This is a genomic window from Paenibacillus sp. LT-B23, from assembly GCF_059417685.1.
Genome location: NZ_JBSQBM010000022.1, coordinates 110,290 through 116,913, shown reverse-complemented (window position 1 = coordinate 116,913; position 6,624 = coordinate 110,290). Strand labels below are relative to the sequence as shown.

Sequence of the window (6,624 nt, the reverse complement as noted above, 5' to 3'; positions counted from 1 at the left end):
GAGGGAGCTTAATGATGGCATCGTCAGTCTATAACTTTATTTGCTGAGTCTAACACTTTATTTTTCAGTCTAGAACTTTATTTTCTTTTGACAATAAAAGCGACAATACTCGGTGTTGTGCCATTGAGATAACCAATTCCTAATTGTAAACCAAGAGGTCCTTCTGAGATATAATCGTCAGGGATTGCACTGTATTTTTTGAGTTTTCCTGACATGCCGTCAAGCACGGCAAGCCATTGTGTATCGTCGCTATCGGTCGTGGACCATACAATACCATCACCAAAAGTAACACCATTTGCGATTCTGAGAACGACTTCCGCTTTGCCGTCTCCATTTAAATCATAAACCGTAACACCATCCCACATCCCTGTATCAATCGCTGTAGAACCAGGTGAGATATTGTTCTGATTGGTACTGTTTGGCCCGAGATCCATAGACCACAAAAAGGTGCCATCACGTTTATAGGCTTCAAGCGTTTGTGTGGTCGTTCTGTTACGAGACAGAAGAAAATCGTATTCATGATCCCCATCAAAGTCTCCCACCCATACGTTACCAATCTTACCTCCGCTTTTTATTGGAATGACGAAAGCTGGTTCATCGGAGGAATTTGCCGGTAAATTAAATGATGAACTGGCTGGTTTTTCCACTCCGTTAATAACGGGCTTGACGTAATAGGTATTATCCTTTCAAGATCAGCCGTAATATCAGTAAAATTGGTACCGCCATATAGAACTGAACTGTTAAGTTTGATTGCTATACCTTTTGCTGAATATTGGTAGACGTCTGTCAGAACCGAACTGTTTTGTTTGCCTGCTACGTTTTTTTCTGTAGATTCATAAACATCAGTCAAAACCGAGCTTTTTAATTGGACTGTTGTGCCGTCTGATATTTTTCGATATACATTAAATCCGATTTCTGAAGGATCTAATGCAAGTAAACGCCAGCTGACAAAAACATCGGAACCATTTCGTACAGCGACAACTCCTCGCCCCAGGTTTTCCATAATTCTCGGACCTGTCGCTGCGCTGGCCAAATGAATAGGCAAACAAGTTGACATAATGGAAGTAATAACAATCATCAAACTCAAAATTAATCGTAATTTGCTCTTCACTAGATTTCTTCCTCTCACAATGTGAAAATTTTTTTTTTAAGGAACGTGCCAAACTCTATGACTAAACATCAGTTTCTGCTCCTGATTCCCTCCCCCTTCTTAAGGCACACTATAAGTTATCGGATATTAATTTGGATATTTTATTGAAATTAGATAATCATTCGGAAAATAAGTAAAAAGTAATGAAAATAGTTTTTTTATACATTAAACAACCCAACATTAAAGATCTTTAGATTCATATTTATGATATATACTTCTTCCTTTTTGTGTACATAAGCATGTGTTGTGCAATTCAAAATATGAGATTTGTGAACATTCAGCATTTAGGACAAAGAATTGCACTTGAGTTGTGAGAGGATTTTATATCGATAAATTAAAAAAGCCGCCAAAATGGCGACTTCTTAACTACATTCTTAAGAGCCCTTCAATAGAATAGAAAGTCTCCTATTGATAGAGATTTTTATATTTAAGGACTCTCCTTGATATTATTGAGAGTTGAAAATCTTTGTCGTTCTATTTCCTTCGCATTAAAGATTTTATGATCAATGTTTACTTGATAATTTTGCTTAAAGTAACAGGAAAACAAAACATTTAAGAGAAAGTGTACAGATTCTTCAGTTGCGAAATTGGATATTTTACTATATAACCTTTCTCTAGAAGACATGGTCAACACACAATCAACATGTTTTCTAATAAAATTATCCCCAACGCTAGTTATACCAATTATCTTTACACCACGTTTTTCCAGCGCACTTATGTGCGATATCGGTTCTAGAATTTCATTGTTTCCAGAATAAGATATTAAAATTGCACAATCTCTCTCTGTTAATACTTGTGCTGACAAACTTGCCTCAAGAGGATTAGCAATTTCAACAATCACCCCGATTGTTAACATTTTACGCCGGAAAACTTCTGCTAAATAAATATAGGGACTTATACAAAATAATGTTATTTTGTTGGCATTGGTCAAAATTTGCACTGCTTGATTTAGCATATTTACATTAAGTATATTGAGCGTATCTGAAATACTTTCGGCTTGTAAGACCCCAATATTATTCGCAATTTTTTCGTAGGAATCTTGTTCCTGGAAAGGGAAATTCGGGTCTACTTCTGCACGAGATCTTTCCTCATACAAAACTTCTTCCATAAACGCCGTGATAAACTCACGCCATCCAGAATACCCGATCGTCTGAGCAAATCTTACTAAAGTTGCTTTCGATGTATACGTCCCTTTTGCTACTTCATTCATACTCATATGGCGTAAATTCAATTTTTCTTTAAGTACAAATTCGCCAATGGCTCTTCTCGTATCATTATATTGTAAAATAACTTCTTCTATTTGTTGAAAAAGATACATAAATTCATCACAACCTTTTGTCAACTATAGCACAGTTCGATGTATCATTTACAATTAAATAACCACCTGCTCATAGCAGGTGGATTTGGGCCTCACATTTGTGGATTTTTAATGGTTATGATAAATCTTCTCCGTTGCTTTGAATAACTTTTTGGTACCAATAAAATGATTTTTTCTTACTACGTTTCAGCGTCCCTCCCCCTTCATCATTACGATCAACATAAATGAATCCATAACGTTTACTCATTTCGCCCTTACTAGCACTAACTAGATCAATACATCCCCAAGTTGTATACCCCATCAACTCAACGCCATCTTCTTCGACTGCTGCTTTGAATGCCTTAATATGTTCACGCAGGTAATCGATTCGATAATCATCTTCTACATAGCCGTTTTCATCTGGAGTATCTATTGCGCCAAGCCCATTTTCCACAATAAATAGTGGTTTTTGATAGCGATCATATATAACATTCAGCGCTGATCTCAATCCTAATGGGTCAATCTGCCACCCCCATTCGGAAGATTCCAAATAAGGATTTTTAATGGATTTATATATATTTCCAGCCGTTTCATTCGTAACAGATGAATCAGTGGCAACAACCCGTGAAGAGTAATAGGAGAAAGAAATAAAATCAACAGTATACTGTTTTAAGACTTCCTGATCCCCTTTTTCCATTTCGATGTGGATGTTCTCTCGTTCAAATTTTTTAATTGCATAATTCGGATAGGCGCCTCGAGATTGAATGTCAATAAAGAGATAATTTTCTCGATCTTTTTCGATTGCTTTGGCGTAATCCTCTGGACGACAAGAAAATGGATAATTATTTCCTCCAGCTAGCATACAGCCAATCATATTCTTTGGATCAACTTCATGCGCTATTTTAGTTGCAATAGCACTGGATACTAATTGATGGTGCATCGCTTGATATTTTACTTGCTCTTCATTCTCATCTGGTTCAAAACACAAGCCTGCGCCAATAAAAGGTGCATGCAGAATCATATTTACTTCATTAAAAGTCAACCAATATCTGACTAGCCCTTTGTATCGATTGAAGACGGTACGACAGTAATTTTCATAAAAAACGATCATTTTACGATTACGCCATGAACCGTACTTTTGGATAAGAGTAACGGGTACATCAAAATGAGTCAAAGTTACTAGTGGCTCGATATTGTACTTTCGTAATTCTAGAAATATATCCTCATAAAATTTCAAACCATCTTCATTTGCTTTTTCATCATCACCATTCGGAAAAATTCTAGACCATGATATCGACATACGATAGGTTTTAAACCCCATCTCTGCAAATAATTTGATATCCTCAAAATAATGATGATACATATCAATGGCTTCTTTGGCTGGATAAAAGTGTTGATCATCAAATTCAAGCATTTTAATTTTACCAGCGACTATTCCTGCTCGATCTTCGCCTGTAGGCAACAAATCAACATTTGCCAAACCACGTATACCAAGACTCGAGTACCGCCAACAGAAGTAGGAACGATGACTTCCTGCATTTGTAAGGAGATACTTGCACTAGGTTGCAGCGCGAAGCCAGTACCCACGACATTTTCATGCAATTTTTGTACCATTTCAAGTTGTTGCTTTTGATCCATTGTTTAACCTTTTATTTGATCTACACGTAGATAAATAGTAAGGATTACGGCTCAACCTCATAATCAGTGCTTGACAGCTAACCGAGCATCCGATAACAGTTACATTCGATGAGAGAATGCCTGCTTTATAGCGGCTGTAATTTCGTGTGAAGTAATGGCGACGTTGAAAGGCTTTAATACGACTATGGCGCACTTCGGACAGCAGCATGGTCAAGTTGATCGCCTCGCTCACACCAACGCTCAAATCCCAGTTTGGCAACGCCAAAGCTCGGCGAGCAGTCATACTAAGTCGTGAACGCTTCTTTCCACACCCATACGCTGTGGAGCAGCACAGAGTAGTTCAGCAGCAGTTCCAGCCGTTCTCTACTTTCTTCATCCAACGATTCCATAGGCGGATTTAGCAAGCGATGATGGGTTTTCAGATAGGTCTTCGCCCGTGGAGTTAGCGTGTTCTGGACGGTTTTTCGAATGGGCGTGTTTTTTCTTATCTTGATTAAATGGGGGTAATTGTTTTGTTTTTATTGTTTTTTTATCTGACATGTAGTTAGATACTTTTAGACAGACCAGTTATCGCTAGCGATACAAGTTAGATACTTCTTAAAGCCTCTAATGTGCGTTTTAAGCCATTTTGACTACCTAGGTTGTTAAATATGTATATTTGGAAATAGATGTTATTTAAGAACGTGTCTGAGCGATTCTAGGAGGAGTTTTAACGATGGGTTTGAGGAACTTCTATGAACGACATAATTTTTATTTTAGGAGGGAACAACATGGAAGTTTTCGCAGAATATTTATCGCATATTGATAGCCCGCAACATCGGGCCCGAACGGAAGAAGTTTTGGCTTGGGTAACCAAGAAATTTCCAAATTTAATGCCAAAAATTGCGTGGAATCAGCCTATGTTTACCGATCACGGCACATTTATTATTGGCTTTAGCGTAGCCAAGCATCATTTGGCTGTCGCCCCTGAAAGGGCAGGGATTAATCATTTTTCTGATGAAATTGTACAGGCTGGCTATGATCACACCAAGCAGTTGGTACGTATCCAGTGGGATAGTCCGGTTGATTTCTCATTACTTGAGAAATTGATCGAGTTTAATATTTTGGATAAGGCAGACTGTTCGACTTTTTGGCGGCAATAAAAAATAGGATAGCCCTTAGAGGCTCATATTTGCATTTTAAGGCCTTTTGGGTTTGTTGAAAAGGGTAAAGAAAGTATAAAATTAGGGGCTGCAGCAGTGCTCGCCATTGTGGCATTCCTAGGCCAGTTTCTTGACTTCATTCGCCACGACGGCAAATCCCGCTCTTGAGGCTTCAATATTAGCATTTAAGGTTTAATTCCTGAACCGTGGCCAATGAATCCGTTACCGTTGAGTTAATGATATTCATTTGTTTGCCCATTTGGAGAATTCGATCTGAGCTTTGGCGAACGACCTGACCGTTTTTTTCCGAGATGTTGGCGAGGCTATGTAACATTTGATGGATCTCGGACATTTTCCCATCGGCCTTGTTCACCATTTCACTGATATGTGTAATGCTTCCGAATTGATCGCGAATCCCTTCCGTCACTTCCTGTATGTTCGCCGTTATCGTGTTGCTCATATTCTTTAAGACACCAATATCGTTATTGCAGCTGGCAATATTCGTATTTAAAGTAGATGTGTTCTCGCGAATAACACTTCGATTCTAACCTAGTTGCTGCCAATGAAGAAACATGAGCCAATCCTTTCTAATATTCTTCCGTGTTTCTCTGCATAACATGCTCCGGCTTAGAAACTTTGCTCACTTTACATACCCTACAACGAGCAATATGTTCCACAAAAACATCTGTGCACGCACTTTCCAAGATCCTGAATATATGATTTACAGCTTGTGCTCCAATTTTTTGTGTAGAAAATCCCGGCCCCTGTGAACCCTTGTCTTAATGGTAGTGACCGGAAGATTAAGCACATCGCTAATTTCCTGCAAGGAAAGCTCCTGCAAGTAACGCAAAACCATAATCTTCCTGTATTTGTCTGGAAGGCTGTCAATGGCATTATGAATTAAGGATTGTGTCTCGGACAACAGCGTATGGCCTTCAGGTGTGAGCTCTTCGCTGGCGAGCACTGCATACCCATCCACACCTTCCTGCTCATTCATCTCAGCATCCAGTGAATATGTAGGCTTTCTCCTTCGCAGATGATCAATGCACAGATTCGTCGCAATCCGATAAATCCAGGTTGAAAACTTCTGCCCATGATCATATTTTTCCAAATTACGATATACACGCAAAAAAGTTTCCTGCACCAGATCCTCCGCCTCATGGCGATTACCTAGCATCCGGTAGGAAAGATGAAAAATCCGATCTTTATATAATTCGACTAACTCCGCAAAAGCTCGCTGATCCCCTTTCTGCACCAGCCTAACCAAGCGGCTTTCCTTATAAAGATGTAGCATATTTGCAAGAGCAAATACGGAGCCAGCCATGAACGCTGTTCCGACAATACCGATCGCATGGGCAACGGCAGAGGCACCCATGATCTTGGAACGTTCCAACGTT

The 6,624-nt window shown here is 39.0% G+C and carries 7 protein-coding genes and 2 pseudogenes; 1 reads left to right on the top strand and 8 read right to left on the bottom strand.

What is annotated here, in order from left to right:
- Nucleotides 1–77: 77 nt before the first annotated feature.
- From ACWXW9_RS23455 to ACWXW9_RS23430, 6 genes and pseudogenes are all read right to left on the bottom strand, one after another.
- Nucleotides 78–647 carry a rhamnogalacturonan lyase family protein gene (locus tag ACWXW9_RS23455; protein ID WP_494931401.1) on the bottom strand — a complete coding sequence of 190 codons (570 nt, stop codon included), beginning with the start codon at nt 645–647 and terminating at the stop codon, nt 78–80.
- A complete protein-coding gene (locus tag ACWXW9_RS23450) occupies nt 572–1,111 on the bottom strand; it encodes a rhamnogalacturonan endolyase family protein (protein ID WP_494931400.1) in 540 nt (179 codons plus the stop codon). The genes ACWXW9_RS23455 and ACWXW9_RS23450 overlap by 76 nt, the downstream gene beginning before the upstream one ends.
- 466 nt (nt 1,112–1,577) lie before the next feature.
- Nucleotides 1,578–2,492, bottom strand: coding sequence for a MurR/RpiR family transcriptional regulator (locus ACWXW9_RS23445; protein ID WP_494931399.1), 915 nt, complete (start codon nt 2,490–2,492; stop codon nt 1,578–1,580).
- A 91-nt stretch (nt 2,493–2,583) separates the two neighbouring features.
- Nucleotides 2,584–3,933 (bottom strand): annotated as a pseudogene (locus tag ACWXW9_RS23440) (6-phospho-beta-glucosidase); the annotation flags it as partial.
- Nucleotides 3,879–4,085: a hypothetical protein gene (locus ACWXW9_RS23435; protein WP_494931398.1), complete on the bottom strand. Its 207-nt coding sequence runs from the start codon at nt 4,083–4,085 to the stop codon at nt 3,879–3,881. The gene ACWXW9_RS23435 and the pseudogene ACWXW9_RS23440, both read right to left, overlap by 55 nt.
- A 77-nt stretch (nt 4,086–4,162) precedes the next feature.
- Nucleotides 4,163–4,555: pseudogene (locus tag ACWXW9_RS23430) on the bottom strand (transposase); the annotation flags it as partial.
- Nucleotides 4,556–4,855: 300 nt separating this feature from the next.
- Between ACWXW9_RS23430 and ACWXW9_RS23425 the strand changes: the two are divergent.
- On the top strand, nt 4,856–5,227 hold the full coding sequence (locus ACWXW9_RS23425) for an iron chaperone (RefSeq protein ID WP_494931397.1): 372 nt from the start codon (nt 4,856–4,858) through the stop codon (nt 5,225–5,227).
- A 178-nt stretch (nt 5,228–5,405) separates the two neighbouring features.
- Here ACWXW9_RS23425 and ACWXW9_RS23420 read toward each other — a convergent pair whose 3' ends face one another.
- Both ACWXW9_RS23420 and sigW read right to left on the bottom strand, forming a co-directional pair.
- A complete protein-coding gene (locus ACWXW9_RS23420; RefSeq protein ID WP_494931396.1) occupies nt 5,406–5,687 on the bottom strand; it encodes a hypothetical protein in 282 nt (93 codons plus the stop codon).
- Nucleotides 5,688–5,948: 261 nt separating this feature from the next.
- Nucleotides 5,949–6,521, bottom strand: coding sequence for an RNA polymerase sigma factor SigW (sigW, locus tag ACWXW9_RS23415; protein WP_494931415.1), 573 nt, complete (start codon nt 6,519–6,521; stop codon nt 5,949–5,951).
- Nucleotides 6,522–6,624 lie beyond the last annotated feature (103 nt).

Bases quoted from the DNA above. Each gene is read 5' to 3' on its own strand.
- ACWXW9_RS23435 (WP_494931398.1), bottom strand. From the start codon at position 4,085: ATGGATCAAAAGCAACAACTTGAAATGGTACAAAAATTGCATGAAAAT.
- ACWXW9_RS23425 (WP_494931397.1), top strand. From the start codon at position 4,856: ATGGAAGTTTTCGCAGAATATTTATCGCATATTGATAGCCCGCAACAT.
- ACWXW9_RS23420 (WP_494931396.1), bottom strand. From the start codon at position 5,687: ATGAGCAACACGATAACGGCGAACATACAGGAAGTGACGGAAGGGATT.
- sigW (WP_494931415.1), bottom strand. From the start codon at position 6,521: ATGCTACATCTTTATAAGGAAAGCCGCTTGGTTAGGCTGGTGCAGAAA.